The 19,209-nt window shown below is 26.9% G+C and carries 15 protein-coding genes; 4 read left to right on the forward strand and 11 right to left on the reverse strand.

From position 1 onward, the window contains the following. Positions 1–12: 12 nt before the first annotated feature. The 5 genes from MBCUT_RS00365 to MBCUT_RS00385 form a co-directional block, all read right to left on the reverse strand. Positions 13–273 carry a 50S ribosomal protein L23 gene (locus tag MBCUT_RS00365; RefSeq protein ID WP_067257312.1) on the reverse strand — a complete coding sequence of 87 codons (261 nt, stop codon included), beginning with the start codon at positions 271–273 and terminating at the stop codon, positions 13–15. 48 nt (positions 274–321) lie between these two features. Further along, positions 322–1,086 carry a 50S ribosomal protein L4 gene (rpl4p, locus tag MBCUT_RS00370; protein ID WP_067257315.1) on the reverse strand — a complete coding sequence of 255 codons (765 nt, stop codon included), beginning with the start codon at positions 1,084–1,086 and terminating at the stop codon, positions 322–324. Between the two features lie 39 nt (positions 1,087–1,125). Beyond that, complete coding sequence (gene rpl3p / locus MBCUT_RS00375) at positions 1,126–2,136, reverse strand: 50S ribosomal protein L3 (protein WP_067257318.1); 1,011 nt, start codon at positions 2,134–2,136, stop codon at positions 1,126–1,128. Positions 2,137–2,686: 550 nt separating this feature from the next. Next, positions 2,687–3,526 carry a putative RNA uridine N3 methyltransferase gene (locus tag MBCUT_RS00380; protein ID WP_067257319.1) on the reverse strand — a complete coding sequence of 280 codons (840 nt, stop codon included), beginning with the start codon at positions 3,524–3,526 and terminating at the stop codon, positions 2,687–2,689. A gap of 429 nt (positions 3,527–3,955) precedes the next feature. Continuing rightward, positions 3,956–4,645 (reverse strand): METTL5 family protein, encoded by a 690-nt coding sequence (locus MBCUT_RS00385; RefSeq protein WP_067257321.1) that lies wholly within the window; start codon positions 4,643–4,645, stop codon positions 3,956–3,958. A gap of 546 nt (positions 4,646–5,191) precedes the next feature. Here MBCUT_RS00385 and MBCUT_RS00390 point away from each other — a divergent pair. Further along, complete coding sequence (locus MBCUT_RS00390) at positions 5,192–6,685, forward strand: acetyl-CoA carboxylase biotin carboxylase subunit (protein WP_067257323.1); 1,494 nt, start codon at positions 5,192–5,194, stop codon at positions 6,683–6,685. A gap of 234 nt (positions 6,686–6,919) precedes the next feature. After that, entirely contained in the window at positions 6,920–7,843 is a 924-nt protein-coding gene (locus MBCUT_RS00395) for a biotin--[acetyl-CoA-carboxylase] ligase (RefSeq protein ID WP_067257325.1), read from the forward strand. A gap of 437 nt (positions 7,844–8,280) precedes the next feature. Here MBCUT_RS00395 and MBCUT_RS00400 read toward each other — a convergent pair whose 3' ends face one another. From MBCUT_RS00400 to MBCUT_RS00420, 5 genes are all read right to left on the reverse strand, one after another. Beyond that, on the reverse strand, positions 8,281–9,453 hold the full coding sequence (locus MBCUT_RS00400) for a TIGR03576 family pyridoxal phosphate-dependent enzyme (protein WP_067257328.1): 1,173 nt from the start codon (positions 9,451–9,453) through the stop codon (positions 8,281–8,283). A 361-nt stretch (positions 9,454–9,814) separates the two neighbouring features. Then, positions 9,815–10,132 (reverse strand): hypothetical protein, encoded by a 318-nt coding sequence (locus MBCUT_RS00405; RefSeq protein ID WP_245634917.1) that lies wholly within the window; start codon positions 10,130–10,132, stop codon positions 9,815–9,817. A gap of 608 nt (positions 10,133–10,740) precedes the next feature. Beyond that, positions 10,741–11,454 (reverse strand): hypothetical protein, encoded by a 714-nt coding sequence (locus MBCUT_RS00410; protein WP_067257331.1) that lies wholly within the window; start codon positions 11,452–11,454, stop codon positions 10,741–10,743. Between the two features lie 133 nt (positions 11,455–11,587). Then, positions 11,588–12,355 (reverse strand): hypothetical protein, encoded by a 768-nt coding sequence (locus MBCUT_RS00415; RefSeq protein ID WP_067257333.1) that lies wholly within the window; start codon positions 12,353–12,355, stop codon positions 11,588–11,590. 772 nt (positions 12,356–13,127) lie between these two features. Further along, a complete protein-coding gene (locus tag MBCUT_RS00420) occupies positions 13,128–13,691 on the reverse strand; it encodes a FumA C-terminus/TtdB family hydratase beta subunit (protein ID WP_067257336.1) in 564 nt (187 codons plus the stop codon). 809 nt (positions 13,692–14,500) lie between these two features. On the opposite strand from MBCUT_RS00420, the gene MBCUT_RS00425 reads away from it, so the two are divergent. Beyond that, positions 14,501–16,330, forward strand: a complete 1,830-nt coding sequence (locus MBCUT_RS00425) for a DUF2070 family protein (protein ID WP_067257339.1) — start codon at positions 14,501–14,503, stop codon at positions 16,328–16,330. A gap of 202 nt (positions 16,331–16,532) precedes the next feature. After that, the gene (locus tag MBCUT_RS00430) at positions 16,533–17,042 is read left to right on the forward strand and encodes a nitroreductase family protein (protein WP_067257342.1); all 510 of its coding nucleotides are present in this window, start codon (positions 16,533–16,535) and stop codon (positions 17,040–17,042) included. A gap of 198 nt (positions 17,043–17,240) precedes the next feature. Here MBCUT_RS00430 and rqcH read toward each other — a convergent pair whose 3' ends face one another. Beyond that, positions 17,241–19,205, reverse strand: coding sequence for a ribosome rescue protein RqcH (gene rqcH / locus MBCUT_RS00435; protein ID WP_067257345.1), 1,965 nt, complete (start codon positions 19,203–19,205; stop codon positions 17,241–17,243). Positions 19,206–19,209: the final 4 nt, after the last annotated feature.

The following is a 19,209-nucleotide window of genomic DNA, read 5'->3' on the forward strand; positions in this document are numbered from 1 at the left end:
CCTCCTTAATCTTTAGAATACTCCCATTCTAACAGCTATATCTTCTGCTTTACTCTCTTCTGTAAGAGTTATATAAGCCAATTTATATCCTTTTGAGTTGATATGAGTATTTATACTTTTAACTTTCTCATCAAATAATTTTTCAAAAGCATTTTTGATAGTAGCTTTATTACTTTCTCTTAAAACAACAAATGTGAGTTCATTATTTCGATCGATTAAGTTCATAGTTTTTTCTGTAACATGAGGTCTAACAATAACTGCATACGGATCCATATTATCTACCTTCTTAAATCATTCCATATTGATTTCTAAAAGTGAAATCTATTGGAACAATCCCCCTAACTTTTCAATAGCAGCTTTACTAAATACAGTTAATCTACCTGGATGAGTACCTGGTGCTAATAACTCTGCATTTAAATTCTCAACAGTGACAACATCAATACCTGCATGGTTTCTTGCCCCTAAACCAATACCTTTATCTTCAGCAACTACTATTAAAGGTCCTTTAGTTCTTTTGTACTTACGACCTCTTAGTTTACCTTTACCTGATCTGATTTTTTTACCTTTTTTTGCTCTAGTGATATCTTCAAAAATTCCCAATTTCTTAAAGACTTCTCGAGTTTCTTTAGTTTTCCTTATAGAAGCTATTTCATCATCTATTATTAAAGGTAATTGAGGCACATTTTCTATTTTGTGACCTCTTTCTTCCACTAAATCAGAATTTGTAGTAGCAGCAATAGCGGATCTAATTGCAAATCTTCTTTCTTTTACATTTATCTTTTCATGATAAATTTTTTGAGGCCTTGGAGGGTGTGCTTTTCGTCCACCAGTAGCCATTGGGATAAATGCTGCCTTAGAACCATTTTTAATCCTTGGTACCATAGCTGCCCCTCTACCTGAACCCCAAGATTCTGCAGAAGTTCGTTTACCTGCCATTGGATCACTTCCCCAAGGTTGTATTCTAGCCGTTTGTGAAGAAATAACTGCTCTTTTTATTAAGTCTGGTCTAAATTCTTCATTAAAAATAGCTGGAAGTTCAATTTCCTCTTTGACTTCTCCATCCATCGTATAAACATTAACTTTCATATTCTCTAACACTCTTAAAAATCAATTAATAATAAAACACTAGACCCCTTGTTTAGATTTTGTGCTTATATAATTTATTTGGGGTGCATCATTAGATTTCCCATGAGCCCTCATAGCTTTTCTAAGAATAACTAATCTTTTATTTGGACCCTGAAGTGAACCTTTTACTAAGATATAATCATTTTTAACAAGACCATATTTAATAAATCCACCTTCTGGATTGATAGCATCAACATCTGAAGCTTCTCCAATCTTCAAGATTTTTTTATTAAATTCAGTTCGTTTATGATAACCCATTTGTCCTGCTTGAGGAACAGTCCACATAGTCCTTGAAGGAGTCCATGGCCCCATAGAACCAATATGTCTCTTCTTACTACTCCTTGCAGCTTTACCATACTGTATCCTAATACCCCATCTTTTGACAGGACCCTGGAATCCTTTTCCTTTTGTAATACCAATGGAATCAACTATTTGACCATCAGCAAATACGTCACTCGCTTTAACTTCAGTTCCAATAAGTTCAAGAGCAGTATTTAGCTTTTCTTCAACATTCTTGCCACCAATAGCACACTCAAATATTTCTGGTTTTTTCTTAGGAACGCTAGTTACTTTAGGATTAGTATGAACTAAAACTTTAATATCATCAGCATATTCTAAAGCTTCTTTAATCTTTGCAATAGCTTCAGATTGGTTATATTCTTTAGGAATTGAGATTTTCCTTGAAAGATTCTCATCTAAATTGTCTGCAAGGACCTCAGTTATAGCTTTAAGTCCACAATTAGTTTCTTCATATGCTCGAACACCCATTACAACAACAGGTGGTACTTCTAAAACAGTTACAGGTGTGAATATCTCCATTCCACTAGTTGGTGAATTTTTGTCATTATCCACTATCATGGTATGAGTCATACCCACTTTATATCCAGCAAGACCCAAAAGCTTAGGCTCATCTTCTTGAGGCCAAGCCTTGACTGTTGGAGTCTCTTTGGCAGCTCTTTTTCTAGGACTAAATGCAACTGATCCGCTTCTTGGCTGGTGATGTCTAACCATTTATTTACCTCCTTATATTTACAATTTCCTTAATTAATTAGCATAATTATAGTTTATCAACTTAATATTTACCACTAATTATCTATTTAATATGCTTCTTAATCAGTAACTATGATTAATTCTCTAATTAATTTTAATAGATATTTTTATTAATAGATATTTTTATTAATAGATATTTTTATTTTATTTATTAAATTTAGGTTCCATTTAATCTGGATTGTATATAGATTAAAATTTATTTACAATTTATTTGAATTAATCAGCATTTGAATTAATTAGCAAATGCAAATTTTAGCTACTATTAATTAAATTTAAATTTTATACTTATATTTTAATAAATAGCAATACATTGCATTTACAACAATATTGCTAGATAAATGTGAAATAAGCTATTCAAGATAGCTTTAGCTATTGAAAGTTTATCAATAGAATCTTTATAATGATTTATGATTTATTTAATATAATTTAATAATTTAATAATCTTGATTTAAACTCAGTAAGTTGAGATAATTTCCTTTAAATCATGGATTTAACTAGTAAAATCATCATTTCAATCAAAATTCACCAAGATATTAAATATAGCCAATGTAGAAATAACTGCTTCCTCTGTCCTTACTGTCTCAGTTCCTTGAGAAGGAACAATATTAACCTTTACAGAATCCCAATGAGAACTTTCGAGATTTTCATCAAGGGAAGAATAAGGACCTCCAAATAATATAGCAATATTCTCTGTAGCCTTTATCTTAGATTCTAACTCATTAAAAATAGAATTTATTGTATCAGCGTATCTTGTTGTTTCAATAACAAGATCAGGATTAACTAATTTTAAGCTATTTTTAAGACTTTTGTGAGTGGATAATGTCTTATAACCCCAGTAAACGTCATCTGGTTCATCAGGTGTGACTATTACCTCTTTAGCTAACTTAATGACTTTAAAGCTAAATATTTTATTAACACTAAGTTGCTCTTTGCAAAAAGCAAGATCTTCCATACCTATATCTACAAAAGTTCCTTTCTTAGTTCTTTTAACAGTGAATCCTTGTCTGTAATCGCCAACTTCAGCAATTTCAGTAGGATGGTGAGGAGTTCTAAGTGGTGGGAGAATCCCAACATGCTTCAACTCAGACTTAATAGGAAAAGCCCTCTTACGAAGATACTGTGGAGTATTCATGAAGTCGAGAATCTCAACCATGAAATCAGAATCTCTCCTATTTCTCTCGATGACAGTGTCACTATTATTAGAAAGTTCTTTGTAGACAATCACCTGATTAACATTAAACACAGCTAATGCCCTACCAATAACTCCAATTTTTGAAGTTTTTATTTTGAAATCGGTAGTTTCACTTAAGAAAGAATCAGGTATAAATACAGAAACCCATTTTTTATGCATTTATCAATATTTATTGATTTGTATATATAAACATTTTGATTAATATTGACATAGTTATCACTAAATAAATACGAACTCAATATTATATCAATTATAACACTGGTAGCTCAGCTACTAATTTTCCAATATTTTTCTACATATTCTTAAATAGAATATATATTAGTAAATATGGTATAATAGGTATTTAAATCTTACTAAAAGAATACAATATATTTAAAAATTCTAATTAAATAATGAGATAAATGAATTAATATTATACTATAGTCGAAAGCCGATTTTTTGACAATATTAATAAATTCCAAATAGCTAATTTTATTATTTATATTGAAAATAAATAGATATTAGCTAAATAAAAAATATAATTATTGCCAAAAATTTCGTGCTTGATTATAATTAAAAATATATAACAGGTGAATATATTGAATATTATTAATCTTTAACTACTCTTAAAACAATAACATCAATGGTTTTAGATTCTTGAGTATGAAAATCGTATATATTGTCTAATGGGAATTCATAAAAGAATTCATGGGTTATTTTCCCCCCTAAATTTTCATAATAGCTAATCAGAAAGTCTTTAGTTCCGGCCATGTGAAAAGAATAGGATACACTAGCTAATTTCATAGATAACTCCATAAAAATCTTATCAGCTCCTTTTTTAGAACGGAATTGTGAACCAAATGGAGGATTTGCAAAAAATGTATCGAATTTAGAATTTGAATCAATAATATTGTTAATTTCTTCAATATCTGAATCTTTAATATTTACAATTTCTCTAATATTTTTTATATTATAAACATCTTCAGCAAAAAAATGAGCATTGTATATTTGCATTGTATTTGCAATTTTTTTAGCAATATCAATTGAATTTTGATCGATATCAATGCCAATAGCTAATTTTGCTCCAAGTAACAATGGAGCTATAGTAAATATTCCAGTACCACATCCTAAATCGATTATTGATTTGTTTTCTATGTCTCCTAAAATAAAAGCATTCCATATTATATCTGCAGCTATTGTAGCAGGAGTGGAATATTGTTCCAATTCTACTTTTGGTTTAGGATGTTTTGGAATAGATTCAATAGCTATTTCCAAATGGCGTTTCTTTGATATTTTCATTTTAATCAATTCTTTTGATTATATTAATCATTGATAATTATTACTTAATAAATTTATTAATTGGACTATGATTTACTTATTAAACTATCAAATTTAGTAATTTATAATATAATTGTTATTATAAATTTTTTTCTATATTTATATTCTATATTTTACTCCATAGTATTCTATTCCATATTATCCTATTCTATATTATTCAATTCCATATTATCCTATTCTATATTATCCTATTCCATATTATTCAATTATATAGTGTATTTATATATTGTATAGTATTTTATTTTATATTATTGTAAAATCCAACTTTAATAAATTATTTATAATATATATTATATACTACATTTTATAATAAAAATTTATAACTACTAGATTTTAAAATAATTTAGAAATTAATAGAAAATTAATTTTATAAAAATTTTATAAAAAATTAGTTTTAAAACTAATAATCATCTTATTTAAAAATAATCTTATAATTTTAAAACTAATAATCATCTTATTTAAAAATAATCTTATAAATTATAAAGAAATAACCAAGAGAGATTCTAAATGTTTGATAAAATATTGATTGCTAATCGAGGAGAAATAGCTATTCGTATAATGAGAGCTTGTCGTGAGTTGGATGTGAAAAGTGTGGCAATTTATTCAGATGCTGATAAAACATCCCTTTATACAAATTATGCAGATGAAAAATACGCATTAGGTAATCCTTCTCCATCAAAAAGCTATTTAAATATTGAAAAAATAATAGATATAGCTATTGAGTCTGGTGCTGAAGCTATTCATCCAGGTTATGGATTTTTAGCTGAAAATTCAAACTTAGGAAAAGAATGCAAAAAAAATGGAATTTCGGTCATTGGTCCTTCTAAAAATGTTATTGAATCTATGGGAGATAAAATAACCTCTAAAAAGTTAATGAGAAAAGCAGGTGTTCCTGTAATTGAAGGAACAGATAAAGGAATAAATGATATTGATGAAGCTAAAAAAATAGCTGAAGCAATCGGCTATCCAGTTATTGTTAAAGCTTCAGCAGGTGGTGGAGGAATAGGTATGCGTACTGTTTATGAAGAAGATGAATTAGTACGAGCTATTGAATCTACACAATCAGTGGCTTCATCAAATTTTGGAGATTCTACAGTATTCATTGAAAAATATCTTGAAAAACCTAGACACATTGAATTCCAGATATTAGCCGATGACCATGGAAATATTATACATATAGCTGATCGAGAGTGTTCAATTCAAAGAAGACATCAAAAACTAATTGAAGAAGCTCCTTCCCCAATAATGACTAAAGAGCTTAGAGAAAAAATGGGAAGTAGTGCTATTAAAGCTGCAGAATATATTGATTATACTAGTGCAGGAACTATTGAATTCCTTTATAGTGAAGGAGATTATTATTTCTTAGAAATGAATACACGTATTCAAGTAGAACACCCAATAACAGAAACTATTACCAATATTGATTTAATAAAAGAACAGTTAAAAATAGCTTCAGGAAATGAACTAGCATATGAACAAAAAGATATTCAAATTAATGGACATGCAATTGAATGTAGAATAAATGCTGAAAATCCATTAGCTGATTTCGCCCCAAATCCTGGAAAAATAACCGGATATAGATCTCCTGGAGGGCCTGGAGTAAGGCTTGACAGTGGAGTTTATATGAATTATACAATTCCTACCTTTTATGATTCTATGATTTCGAAATTAATTACTGGTGGGAGAAATAGAAATGAAGCTATTGCAAGAATGAAAAGAGCATTGAGTGAATATATCATACTTGGAGTTAAAACAACCATTCCTTTCCATAAAGCTATTATGAGAAACCCACATTTCATTGAAGGAAATTTACACACACATTTTGTAGATGAACATAGAAAAGGAATCGATGATGATATGGAAAAAGTTATTAGTGAAGATTTAGAACAGGTAAATCGTTTAAGATCAACTTTTATGCCTGGAAAGAAAATAGCTGCAATTTCAGCTGCTGTTGGCTCTTATCTCACAACAGCCAAAAATCAACAAATGAAAAAAAGATAAAAGCATATAAGACAAAAAAGAAAGATTATACTAAAAATAATATGTTTTAAAATTATTAATTAATATAAAATGTCATGAAGTATTTTAATTAGGAATTATTAACATCACAAACTTTATATTTTAGAATAAACAGCCATCAAATAACTAATATCATGGCAAAGAAAGTACTTAATATGGAACTAATTAAAAATATACATCATGATTAATAAATAGATCTGTAAATAAAGGGATTTTATGAAAAAAACTATGTTAGAACTTCTTTCTAAGAATAAAGAAAAAATGTCTCAAAAAGAATTTGATGAATTATTCAATATCAATGAAGAGGAAATCGCAACATTTTTAAAAAAAATAGGTAGTGAGAGAACTAGCTATATTTCAGCTGAAAAAATTGAAGAAGGTTTGGATACTAAATATATAGGTAATCAAATTTATTGTTTCCATGAAGTTGATTCAACTAATACAGTAGCTAAGTTTTTAGCTGAATTTGGAGCTGAAGAAGGAACTGTGGTAATATCTGAACTTCAAACAAAAGGAAGAGGAAGACTTGGAAAAAAATGGGAATCTCCAGTGGGGGGAATTTGGCTTACAATCATATTACGTCCAGATATATCGCCTTCTAAAGCGTCTTTTCTAACTTTAGCTACTGGTGTAGCTGTAGCTAAAACTTTAAGGAAAATGAATATAGATGCTAGAATAAAATGGCCTAATGATATCTTAATAAATAAAAAGAAGGTTTCTGGAATTCTTACTGAAGCCAATGCTAAGTTTAGTAGTGTTGATTACGTTGTAGTTGGAGTTGGAATAGATAGTAATTTAGATACAAATATCTTATCTGGAGATGTTAGAGAAAGAATGATTTCTCTTAGTCAAGAATTAGGTAAGCATATAGAAGAAACTGATATCATTTCAATGTTTTTAAACGAATTTGAAGAAATTTACAATCTTTTTAAAGAAGAAAAATTCAAAACTATATTGTATGATTGGAGGAGAATGTCTGAGACAATTGGTAGCTATGTCAAAATAAACCAACCATTAGGAAAAGTTTTAAAAGGGTATGCAGTAGGAATAAACAAAAACGGAGCTTTAATCATAGAAAAAGATAATGGTGATTTAAAGAAAATCATATCCGGTGAATGTATTATTAGAAATGACAAATAATACAATTATTAATATTAAAATAGCTATGAGTGATGTTACTAATTTTGTTAATCAATCAGTTCGTTTTAAACTTCTGAATTTCATCCAATGCCTCCAATAAAAAAATTGAAGATATTTTATATATTTTGAAGTGAAATCATAATTATTAATTAAATATAAGAAGTGATTATTTTAAATAGAGGTATTTGTAAGAAATATAAAAACAAAATAATTTAAAATGCTCAACATGCCCTAATAATAAAAACAGAAGTTTAAAGCAGAGATTTTCAAATTCATTTATAATCATTATACTTTTTATAGCAATGATATCAATATTATATATTTCACTTTTTTAAAATTAAAAAGTGTTAATATTATAATTAATAAAAAATAATAATAATTTAATAATAGCTATTTAAAAATAAAATATTTTTATTTTAAAAAATAAGAAACATGATTTAAATTTTTAATTGATTTTTACCAAATAAAAGATTCCTGCTTTTATCAGAGTCTGAAATAAGTTCTAAAAGTTTTTTAAAGGAATTAACTATTTTTTCTTGTAATACATCCAATTTCATAGTATCTTTGGAAGCTAGATCAAACCTTATCGTAGCTGAAGCCCCAGGCATAGATACTGCAGGGATTGTGACAATGTGTTCTTCTTTTAAAAGTACCATAGCCCACAAAAAAGAGAGATCTTTACTAGAAAAGTCATTTGTCGAGTTGTATTTATCAATTTCTTTTTTAAGAGAAATTTCTGATACCATGATGCCAGTAGGAGTTTCCTCAAACATTTCAAAATCATGTAATAAGTCAATTAGTTTTTGTTTTTTAGATATAGACTTTAATAAGTCATCTTTTTTGTATGCTTCTAATCCTTTTACCATAGCTAAAATACTTGGAGGCTGAGCTTCTAATCCAAATTGAGTTGCTTTAGATTTAATTTTATCTATAAAATTTTTTTTCCCTGCCATTAATCCTCCACGAGGACCCAACATTAGTTTATCTGTACTTGTAACTACTAAATCAGCTCCAAGTTCAGTAGCTTTCTTTTGAGAGAAAATAGCTGTTCTAAGTCTTGCACCTGAAGCATCATCCACTAAAATAGGAATATCATTTTTTGTTTTAGCCATAGCTATTATCTTTTTAAAAACTTTCTCATCAATAACTTTATGATCCATGGTAGAACCAGTGATTATTACCATAGAAGTATTATCTGGAATATTAAAGTTATTAATATCATCAAATTCTAAGTAGTTTGCACCTACTAACTTACAGCTACGAACAATAGAAGGATGAGCTGGAAATTCTGGAAGAAAATGAATAACATAGCTATTTTTCGAAACTAATGCTAAAATACTAGCTAATATGCCAGAACTAGTTCTATTAACAGCAAATACTTTTTCTCCACCAAGATGGATTTTTCCAAGTTCCTGCAATTTCTCTTCAAAAATAGCTGGACCAATATAAGTCTCTAAAAGATTTAAATCATCTTGAGTTGCCAAAAAACCTCCAGACAATCCAGTTAAATCATGTAAAGAATCTCTTCCATCCTTAGTGATAATTGAATTAATAGTATCAAGAGCAGTTTCTCTTTTTTTTACTTCATCTAATGAACTTGTAATTAACATAATAACCCAACTTTTAAAATTATAATAAAAAATTAAATTATGAAAAATAATAAGATGTTCTAATAAGATGATTATGTTCAATATTATAATATAAATCTAATAATACAATTATATTCAATAATAATAATACAATTCCAATAACATAATTATATCCAATAATAATACAATTCCAATGATATATTTACAGTTTTAAAAACATAATTCTAGTTTTAATGTAGTTCAAAATGAATAACAGTATTCTATCCTAATTGAATAATATTACTTTCTACAAACACATGATAGAGATTTATATTGAAATATCTCTAACTGTCTATAGAAATATTAAAAGAAAAAATCTATACATGAAAAAAATGAAGATTGTTTATTCTAATACAAAATTTGATTTAAAAACTTCAGTTAAAATATCCAAATCTTTATCAACTATTGGAATAGATTTAAAATTCTCTTCTCCTTCATTGTAAGAATATTCCGCATCTATTATTTTACCTTCAGCAGTAGTATAAAATATAATACTGTCTCCTTGCTTTTCTGGATTTTTTGTAGGTAAAAATATTTCTACAGATGCACCTAATTGATCAAAAAATTTATCTTTTTCAGCTTCATCTTTTAAAACTTTTTTAAATTTCCGTATTCTTGATTTTAATTTTTTTTCTGCGGTTTCCGTAATATTTTCCACCATTTTATCACCTTAGATCCATTAAATAATTATAAGAAATAATTTAATGGTTTTATAATTTTATGTAAATTAAGTAACTTTAATTTAATTATTAGCTATCTTACTTAATAATATTAATATAATGTAATTTACTCCTATATATACTATTAGAATTTTTAAGATATTGTCCCATTTTTTTATTATTCATTGGTCGTAAACCAATTATTTTTGTTCAATTATTTATATATAGTAAAACGAACAATGCATTTTTATTTGAAATAATTATTATTCAAATCATATTAAATCAATTCATCATCTATCTTAAAATAATTTTTTATTATTCAAATCATATTAAATCAATTCATCATCTATCTTAAAATAATTTTTTATTATTCAAATCATATTAAATCAATTCATCATCTATCTTAAAATAATTTTTTATTATTCAAATCAGAAAATTTTCTATTTTTTAAAATTATAAAGATTGAAGATTTTTATTTATTTAACACTTCAATTCAATTTTATATCAAATTTTTATAGAAAAAATTGAAAAAATTATTTAAAGCAATTATTAGATTGGGAAAAAGAAAAAATAGAATGCTTTAATAATGTCTCTTTACTTAAAATAATAGCTATTTATTTAGTTGTAAGAAGCTTTCAATAACATACATGTCTGCTTTGTTTCCTTCCCAACCAATAGCTACATTTTTTTCTTTCACTGTGAAATAAGCCCAAATTTTCTCACCAATCCAATTTTGTTCCTGATACTCTCTGTAATGCACTATTCTTACTTCCTTTCCTGAAACATTAATAGTTTTATCACTTATCACATTGTCGAAATTATAATTGCTTATGTTATCTGTAACATTATTAAGCTCTAAAGATGTATTTACCGGAGCTACCTCTAAATTAAAGGAGCCATTTTCTGCCCATAATTGGATAAAATCATTGTAATCTACAAAAGACACTGAACTATTTCCTAAATATGTCAAATAATCTTCTATACTACTAATATTATTCTCCCTAATAATGCTATCCGTTATTCGTCTAAAATCCATGTATTCAGTTTTGATGTACCCTTTTAAACCATATATTGTTATTTCGGAGTACCCTTGTTTTGGACCATCTGTTTGCATTGTAGTGTTGTTTTTATTTACTGAAAAATTCTGATTAGATTGATTATTTAAACTTTCAGAAATTCCAGTGACCAAATTAGGCTCAAAATAAGCTATAGTAGCCCCACCTACTATCAATAAAATTACTAAAATCATAGCTATTGGAAAAGCATTACTCTTAGGAGTCTTTTTAGAAAGATTTTCATCTTTACCTTTATCTTCAATTGGCATTATTTTCCCTCTTAATTAAGTTAAGAATTAAGTTTGATGATTAAGTTTAATATTTATAATAGCAAGTATATTAATTTAGTCAAAATTCTCTAAAACTACTAACAATTCAATTAAGAATTCCAATTTCTTAAAATTAATTCAGTTGAAAGAAGCTTTCAAGTAAATATTTATCGTACTCTTGACCATCCCATACTATAAATATAGATTTTCCATTATAATCAAAGAAAGCAGTAGTCATATTTTCAGAAAGGCTTTGAGATCCAAAGTCTTTCCCAGTTCTAGATATTTCTATTTCATGTCCATCAATGTTAATCTGTTCTCTACTCAAATTTGAATTGTTACCTATGTTTCCTAATTCATTAACATATTCAGGATATTTTGAACTGGAGATACTTATACGAAATTCCGAATCATTTACATAGCTAGAAATTCTAGCATAATCTGTAGTTGGAAAATAGCTATCATCTTTCTCACTATAGTTACCATAATCTTTTCCTCCTATAAAAGTATCATAATAATCTCCTTTATAGTACAAATTAGCATATTTATCATCAACAAAAAATTTTAAATTAGCTAATTCTATCTGAGAGTACCCTAATTTTGGTTTTATAATATTACCACCATTAGTAGATAAAGTAAATGTTTTATTATTGGTTAAATTTAAAGTATTTATATCTTCTTGATTAGAATCATTCGATATCATATACCCAACGGCTACCCCTGCAACTACCATTATCAATATAAAAATGAAAGTCCATATTTGACTTGGTAATTGGTCTAATCCTGCCCCTGCAACTACCATTATCAATATAAAAATACCTATAAAAATTAATTTAGTTCTATTTATTTGAGTTTTAGTTGACTGTTCACTATTTTCACTTATTTTATCTCTTTTGTTCATTACTCTCACCCCTATTAAGGTTAAGTAATTTATTGTTTATACCATATAGTATTTAAATTTATCTATTTTAAATATAGCTATTTTATTAAGTATTATAGCTATTACAGCTATTTTTAAAGTATTCATGGGAAAAACTATGATATGAGACATTTTCATATATTATTTAAGATGTTGAGTTCGTATTAATACAAACACAAATGAATAATAATAAGTCATAGGCTTTTTAATTGATCAAAAAGCTATTTATAATAATTTAAAGAAAAAAAATTATGTTATTTTCATTATAGGAATAGACTAAACAATTAAAAATCAGAAATATTAAAAATATTAAAAATCAGAAATATTAAAAATATATATTTTAGATAATTCATTTATATAATTATCACCTATTAAATATATTTTAGGTATCTATATTAAATTATTATAAATAAAAACGAAAATATACAAATGAAAAGAAAAATATTATATTAATAGAGTGTCCCATAATTAAGATTTTTAAAAAATTTAATGAAAATATTTCACATTTAACATCTTTAAATATTATATAGGCACCTATATTATTTTATTTTTTAAAAATAATCTTTATAAAATATATTATTTAAATTTAAAATAATATAAACTCTTTAAAAATTGAATTAAATAAAATAATTACTTTGTTATAGGTATTAATGGATATTTTATCAGTTATTTAATATTTAAATGATTTATATGAAAATTAATTTCATGAAAATTTCTAAAAAAGCGAATTATGGGACACTCTCATTAATAAATTTTATTTGAATAGACTGTTTCCATAAGAGTCCATAGCTACTATCAATGGTCCAAATTCTTCAACTTCAAGTTCCCATATGGCTTCAGGCATCCCCAAATCAAGCCAATTCACATTAGTGATTTTTTTTACAGAATCAACATACAATGCAGCACAACCACCTACAGCTGCTAAATAAACTGCTCCTTCATCTTTAAGAGCCTTGGAAACATTATCATCCATTCCACCTTTTCCAATGATAATTTTAACGCCTTTTTTTATAACATCAACTTCATAAGGATTCATTCTCATACTTGTAGTTGGACCAATAGCTACCATTTGAAAATTAGAACTTTCTCCATCCACTTTTTTTTTATTATCTTCATTTTTGATATCGTTTTTTTGTTTTATTATAGGACCTGCATGGAATATAGCAGCACCTTCTAAATTACATGGAGCTTCAGTTTCAATTATCCTCTTATGAGCTTGATCCCTAGCTGTTAGAACTTTTCCAGATATTTTGATAATATCTCCTGCTTTCAAATGTTTCATATCTTCAAAACTAATTGGAGTGTCAATTTTTTTCATAAAATCACCTGGAAATTAAGTTTAAATTAGAATAGCTAAAATAAAGTATAATGCAGCATGGATAACTAATAGCCACAGAAATATTAATCTAAATAGCAGTAAATGATGAAATTTTTCAGTATTAATAAATGATTATTAAAGATTATTATAAAACTAATTATTTTTATTTCTATTCCTATTTTATGCAATTCAATTATTATAATTTTTTATTAAATTATACTTGAGTGTAATTGATAATTATGATATTTATAAATGATTATTAAACTATGTAATTATTATTAGTATGTTATAATTATTATTTATAATTTTAGTCACATATAGAAACATAAAAATTAATTTATTATAATGTATTATTAAATTATTAATATATTTAATTTAAGATATTAATATATTAATTTAAGATTAATTTAATATTGTTGATTAATAATTCATATATTAATTATATTAAAAATTTTAAATAATGTTTTTGATTGTTATTAACTAATCATTAATATTATAATTAAACATTAAAAATATATTATAAAAACGATTCAATAATCATAATATTCTCATAAAGATTTAATAAAGATTTGTAGAAATAGAATTTTAATTTAATATTTATAACATAATAGTATTTTAATTATTAATATAATACTATAATATTATAATTTGTAAAAAACAAATAACTATAAGTTTAGTATAACTATAACCATTTATTAATAAATTAACAATTTTATTATATAAATTCTGAAATTACTGAAGAATCATGAGTAACTATTTATTATAAAAATTTGAAAAGTTGAAAAATTCTGGAATTATGGGGTCAATTCATGTCAAGTATGAGTAATGTAGCAGGATTATCTAAATACATTAGAACATTTCCTAAAACAGGGATATCCATATTCAGTATGATATTCATTAGTTTTATAGCAGGAACTTTAATATTCCTAATTAATCATATGGGAAATCTAACTTTATTTGAAAAAATACTCTATGGAGGAGCCTTTGGCTTTGGAGTATTTGGTATTAGTTCAATATCAAGTGGGGCTCTTATGCAACAATTCATTAATTCCATGAAAGGAATAAATTTAAAAACAAAACATTCCATGCTCCTATCATTAATTTCAATGATAATAATAGTTATAATAAGTATAATTGGATCTCTTATTTCAACAATATTCAAGTTAGATTTATTTGTAAATTCTGTTGTTTTCGGTTGTGTTCTAATATTCGCCCTTTTAATTTTCGTATTATGGAGTACTTCTAGTATAGGGTTAATAAAATCTGCTATTGTATCTTCTATCCAACCTTTATTAGTCATATCTATGTTAATTGTGGTTAATGTACTAGGAAGTGCTGAACAAGCTTTTGAATTTGGAATAATTTCTTTATTTATAAAATTAATAACAGCTAATTTAATATTCTTGTTAGCTATTTATTCATTTGTTAAAGTAATTGAATCTCCTTTAAAGAGAAATTTAGGAGTGGGACTTCTAGAACTATTAAGTCTCTTTATTTCTCATCTTGGTGATGGTTCAAGTTCTCTTGAACATATATTTGAAGATATTGGAGAACCTATTGACACATTGGTGGGAACTGTAAGTTTCAAATCCATGAAAGATGATACTATAAAAGCACTTTTTATAAGTCCTTGTGTTCATCCAGGACCAATAGGAGAAATTGGAGGATCAAACATGCCCACAATTCTTGCAGATAGATTTGATACTTTCACAATGGTTGCTCATGGGCCATCAACCCATGATTTTAACCCAGTATCTCAAAAAGAGATTGATAAAGTAGAATTAGCTGTAAATAAAGGATTAGCTGATATGAATTATGACAATAAAGCTAGTAAATTTGTAAGATATTGTGAAGAAAACGCAAAAGTAGGGGTTCAATTTTTTAATGATGGAATGGTACTTTTAAATACTTTTGCACCAAATGGTAGTGATGATATAGAGTTTGGAGTGGGATTATCTTTAATGACCCAAAGCAAAAAGCATTGTAATGTTAACAATAGTATTGTTATTGATTGCCACAATTCATTCAATGAAGAAAAAGGAAGGGTTTTACCAGGAAATCCAGAAGTTTTCCAAATATTAGATGCAATTGATAAAATAAAATGTGTCAAAGCCGAAGAAACTGTCAAAATAGGTTGCAATTATGATCCTATGGAAACTCTAGATAAAAGCAATGGAATAGGAGAAAGTGGACTCAAGTCAATGGTAATAGAAGTAGAAAATCAAAAAACAGCTTATGTTCTATTAGACTCAAATAATATGGAAATAGGCTTTAGAGAGAGAATATTCAAAGAGGTTGAAAATTTAAATATCGATGAAATCGAAGTTATGACTACTGATACTCATTCTGTAAACACCCTATCCAATGGATATAATCCAGTAGGAGTAACAAATAAAGAAGAAATAATTGAATATATAATAAAATCTATTAACAATGCAATAGATGACTTAGAACCTGTTAAAGTAGGTTGTTCTGTTAACCGAATAGAAGGCTTAAACACATTTGGTCCAAACAATTCAGTTGAATTGGTCTCTACCATAAGTTCAATCGTAGCAGTCAGTAGAATAGTGGCCCCACTTATTTTTATTTTAGCTATTCTCCTTGTCTTTGTGTGGATATTCTACTTACCAAGCATTTAAAACAAAATTATTCATACTAGAAAACTATATGACTTAGAAACACAAAGCTAGATAACCTACAAATATAAAACTAGATAACTTAGAAACACAAAGCTAGATAACCTACAAATATAAAACTAGATAACTTAGAAATACAAAGCTAGATGAATTATATTAAGTTATTTATATATTACTAAAATCGAAAAATGATGAGGTCATTGAAATGGAAGAGATATTTAAAAGAAGAAGTATTAGAAAATATCGTGAAGATGAAATTGAAGATGAAAAAATAGATAAATTAATAAGAGCTGCAATGCAAGCACCTGGTTCCAGATTGACAAAAGAACCTTGGGAATTCATTATAGTTAAAAATAAAGATACAATAGATAAATTGAGTGAAATGGATCATAATTCAAAAATGTTAGAAGGAGCTAGTTTAGCAATTGTACTAATAGCAAACATGGATACCTCACATTTTCATCATGTATGGCAGCAAGATATGGCTGCAGCTTCTACAACTTTATTACTTGAAGCAAGTTATTTAGATTTAGGTGCTGTTTGGGTCAATATTGCTCCAAATGAAAAAAGAATGGAATATATAAGGAAATTATTCAATCTTACTGAAAATTTAAGACCATTCAACATAATAAGCATTGGATATCCTGCAGAAGGTCAAGAAAACAAATTCTTAGATAAATATCATGAAAACAGAGTACATTATGAAGAATATTAAAAGTATTCATAATAATTAATCAATCAAAGTGTCTTTTAAATACTTAGTAATAAGTAAAGTGCCTTTTAAATACTTAATAATAAGTAAAGTATATTTTAAATACTTACTAATAAGTAAAGTACCTTTTAAATACTTAATAATAAGTAAAGTATATTTTGAATACTTTGTAAAACTCCTTTTTAAATATAACTCTGTTTTTTAAAGAGGATAGGAAATGTCACATTTTCCAGAAGGTAATACTCTAACAACGTCATCCAAAGTTATCAAATCATTTTCATTTATTTTAGCTAATATTTTTTTAGCTATTGCTTCTTTTTTAATATAACCTGGTTTTATAATAACATAAATGTCTGTGTGTACCTTAATAGCATCAACTGGTCCTGCCATCACTCTTTTTCCTTCATAATCAACAATACCAATAGCTATTTTTAAATTAACCCCACGTATGTGATTTCTATGGCCCCTTACTATAAATGAACCCTTAGGTACAAACTCTCCAGATTCAGGAGTTTTTGAAACTTGGTCTGGGTGAACCCAAAATACATCCTGTGTTCCATAACCTTTTGACCAAGCACTTGAAAAGGATGCTGCAAAGATAGCTGATTCTTTGAGAGTATTATCATTTACTTCATTGCCTTCACTTTTAATAACAACTGATGACGCACCATGTATATCTGAGTGAAGATAAATATCATTATTATCTAAATATTTCTTTACAACTGATTCATTTGTGTTTGCATCCCTTCCCCCAATCACTAAAAAATTGTCTGAAGATAAAAACCATCTTAATTTTTCAAACCATTTAAGATCCTTTTTAACTCTTTTTTGTGGAACCAATACTTTCTCCATAGCTATTTCTCGTTTATCTTCCATCTTTTTTAATTGTTTTTTAGTGTTTTCAATAGCTATTAGTGCTCCTTCAATCTTTCTTTTTGATTTTTTAGCCTTTTCATAGTATTTTTCAGCATTTTCTGGAATGGATTCCTTTGAATCAATAGCTATTTTAGTATTATCAATATCTAAAACAACATTACCTAATTTATCCATTGATTCTACTATTTGAGCTTCATCCATTCCTTCTTTTTTAGCTTTTTGTAATGTTTTAGCTATATCCTTCCAAGGATATTCTTTAGATCTAGCATCTTTAATAACATTGAGTAAGTTTTCAATTTGAGGATAGTTACCATATAAAAGATCCCCTTTTTCTTTAGAAACCTTGATAGTATTTTTAAAATCTTCTACAGTTTCTTCCTGGATCCTGAGTCGTTTAGAGTATTTTCCCACTTTTTTCTCCCAAATAGCTTCTTGAACTCCTTTAATTTCATTTTTAACCCTTTTTGAAAAAAATTCATCTGCGGCCTCATTGTAAGAATCATAATATTTCTTTTCATAATCAGCATATATCTCTAACTCTAATGGGACAACATCTTCTTTTTTACCAGATATAATATTTGGATTAAATTCATGAAGTTTTAAAGGATTAAAGATTTCTGAAACTTTTTCATATAGCTTAGCTATTTCTTCATCATTTAAATCCCTAGTGAGCTTTTTCTTATCTATTTTTGATCTTAAAACAATCTCTTCAGAATAAACTCCACCCAAACCATTTCTAGCTAAGGTTCTAATTAAATCAGAATCTGATTCTTGAAATAAATCTTTCAATTCTTCTTTAGTTAAGTTTAAAGGATCCAATCCTCTTTTTGCAGGATACTTATACTCTTTTTTAGAACTTATATCCCTATCACTCCATTGTTTTCTTTTAAGTGGGAGAATTATATTTTCTTCTTCATCAAGTAATATTATATTCCCCTTAGAAAATAGCTCTATTATGAGAGTGTATGATTTTTCCTTTTTAATTTTTATTTCTACTACCCTATCAAAATTATGTTGTTTAATAGAAATCACATGTGCTCCTTTTAAATGTTTTCTAAGAAGCATAGGAAATGACGGAGGCATTTTTGGATTTTCAAGAGGATACTGAGTAGTATGCATTCTCACACCTGCTTGAAATACAACATCCACTCTTCCAGTCCCTGTAACATGAAATCTTATGATGACCGTGTCTTTTGTAGGCTGAAAAGATTTATCTACCCTAGCACCCTTTAGAAGCTGGTTAAGTTCATAAGATATGGCATTTATATCCACATTTGACATTGTTTTCATGATA

This window comes from Methanobrevibacter cuticularis, assembly GCF_001639285.1.
GTDB classification, from domain to species: Archaea; Methanobacteriota; Methanobacteria; order Methanobacteriales; family Methanobacteriaceae; genus Methanobaculum; species Methanobaculum cuticulare.

Coding starts and splice junctions, on each gene's coding strand:
- MBCUT_RS00365 (WP_067257312.1), bottom strand. CDS start 273: ATGGATCCGTATGCAGTTATTGTTAGACCTCATGTTACAGAAAAAACT.
- rpl4p (WP_067257315.1), bottom strand. CDS start 1,086: ATGAAAGTTAATGTTTATACGATGGATGGAGAAGTCAAAGAGGAAATT.
- rpl3p (WP_067257318.1), bottom strand. CDS start 2,136: ATGGTTAGACATCACCAGCCAAGAAGCGGATCAGTTGCATTTAGTCCT.
- MBCUT_RS00380 (WP_067257319.1), bottom strand. CDS start 3,526: ATGCATAAAAAATGGGTTTCTGTATTTATACCTGATTCTTTCTTAAGT.
- MBCUT_RS00385 (WP_067257321.1), bottom strand. CDS start 4,645: ATGAAAATATCAAAGAAACGCCATTTGGAAATAGCTATTGAATCTATT.
- MBCUT_RS00390 (WP_067257323.1), top strand. CDS start 5,192: ATGTTTGATAAAATATTGATTGCTAATCGAGGAGAAATAGCTATTCGT.
- MBCUT_RS00395 (WP_067257325.1), top strand. CDS start 6,920: ATGAAAAAAACTATGTTAGAACTTCTTTCTAAGAATAAAGAAAAAATG.
- MBCUT_RS00400 (WP_067257328.1), bottom strand. CDS start 9,453: ATGTTAATTACAAGTTCATTAGATGAAGTAAAAAAAAGAGAAACTGCT.
- MBCUT_RS00405 (WP_245634917.1), bottom strand. CDS start 10,132: ATGGTGGAAAATATTACGGAAACCGCAGAAAAAAAATTAAAATCAAGA.
- MBCUT_RS00410 (WP_067257331.1), bottom strand. CDS start 11,454: ATGCCAATTGAAGATAAAGGTAAAGATGAAAATCTTTCTAAAAAGACT.
- MBCUT_RS00415 (WP_067257333.1), bottom strand. CDS start 12,355: ATGAACAAAAGAGATAAAATAAGTGAAAATAGTGAACAGTCAACTAAA.
- MBCUT_RS00420 (WP_067257336.1), bottom strand. CDS start 13,691: ATGAAAAAAATTGACACTCCAATTAGTTTTGAAGATATGAAACATTTG.
- MBCUT_RS00425 (WP_067257339.1), top strand. CDS start 14,501: ATGTCAAGTATGAGTAATGTAGCAGGATTATCTAAATACATTAGAACA.
- MBCUT_RS00430 (WP_067257342.1), top strand. CDS start 16,533: ATGGAAGAGATATTTAAAAGAAGAAGTATTAGAAAATATCGTGAAGAT.
- rqcH (WP_067257345.1), bottom strand. CDS start 19,205: ATGAAAACAATGTCAAATGTGGATATAAATGCCATATCTTATGAACTT.